Below are 485 nucleotides of genomic sequence, written 5' to 3'. Positions count from 1 at the left end.
CGATCTCGGCAATGACATCGCCCGGCGAAACCTTGTCGCCTTCCTTGACGAGCCACTTGGACAGATTGCCCTCTTCCATCGTGGGCGACAGGGCCGGCATGGTGATGTTGATTGGCATTTTGTCCTCCCGCCCGGTTCAGCGATATGTGACGGCTTTGACCGCCTCGATGACTTCGCCGACGTTCGGCAAAGCCAGTTTCTCGAGGTTGGCGGCATAGGGCATCGGCACATCCTTGCCGGCGATGGTGATGACCGGCGCGTCGAGGAAATCGAAGGCGCGCTGCGACACCTGGTTGGCGATATGGTCGCCGACCGAGTTCTGCGGATATCCCTCTTCGACAACGATCAGCCGGTTGGTCTTCTTGACCGAGGCGATGATGGTGTCGAGATCGAGCGGCCGGATCGTGCGCAAGTCGATGATCTCGGCATCGATGCCCAAGCCGCGCAGCTCGGCTTCAAGACGGCGATCGTCGAGCGCGAGCATC

At 60.8% G+C, this 485-nt stretch carries 2 protein-coding genes; both read right to left on the bottom strand.

Annotated elements, in window-relative coordinates:
* Nucleotides 1-118: biotin/lipoyl-containing protein (locus EOA22_RS34295; protein WP_127390649.1), on the bottom strand; the 118-nt coding region annotated here is incomplete at its 3' end.
* 18 nt (nt 119-136) lie between these two features.
* Nucleotides 137-485 (bottom strand): transketolase C-terminal domain-containing protein (locus tag EOA22_RS39310; RefSeq protein WP_281040817.1); only part of this gene is annotated, 349 nt, incomplete at its 5' end.

Source organism: Mesorhizobium sp. M7A.F.Ca.US.014.04.1.1, from assembly GCF_003998745.1.
GTDB lineage: Bacteria > Pseudomonadota > Alphaproteobacteria > Rhizobiales > Rhizobiaceae > Mesorhizobium > Mesorhizobium ciceri.
The sequence above is the reverse complement of the archived record's forward strand: the minus strand, read 5'-3'. Positions and strand labels throughout refer to the sequence as shown.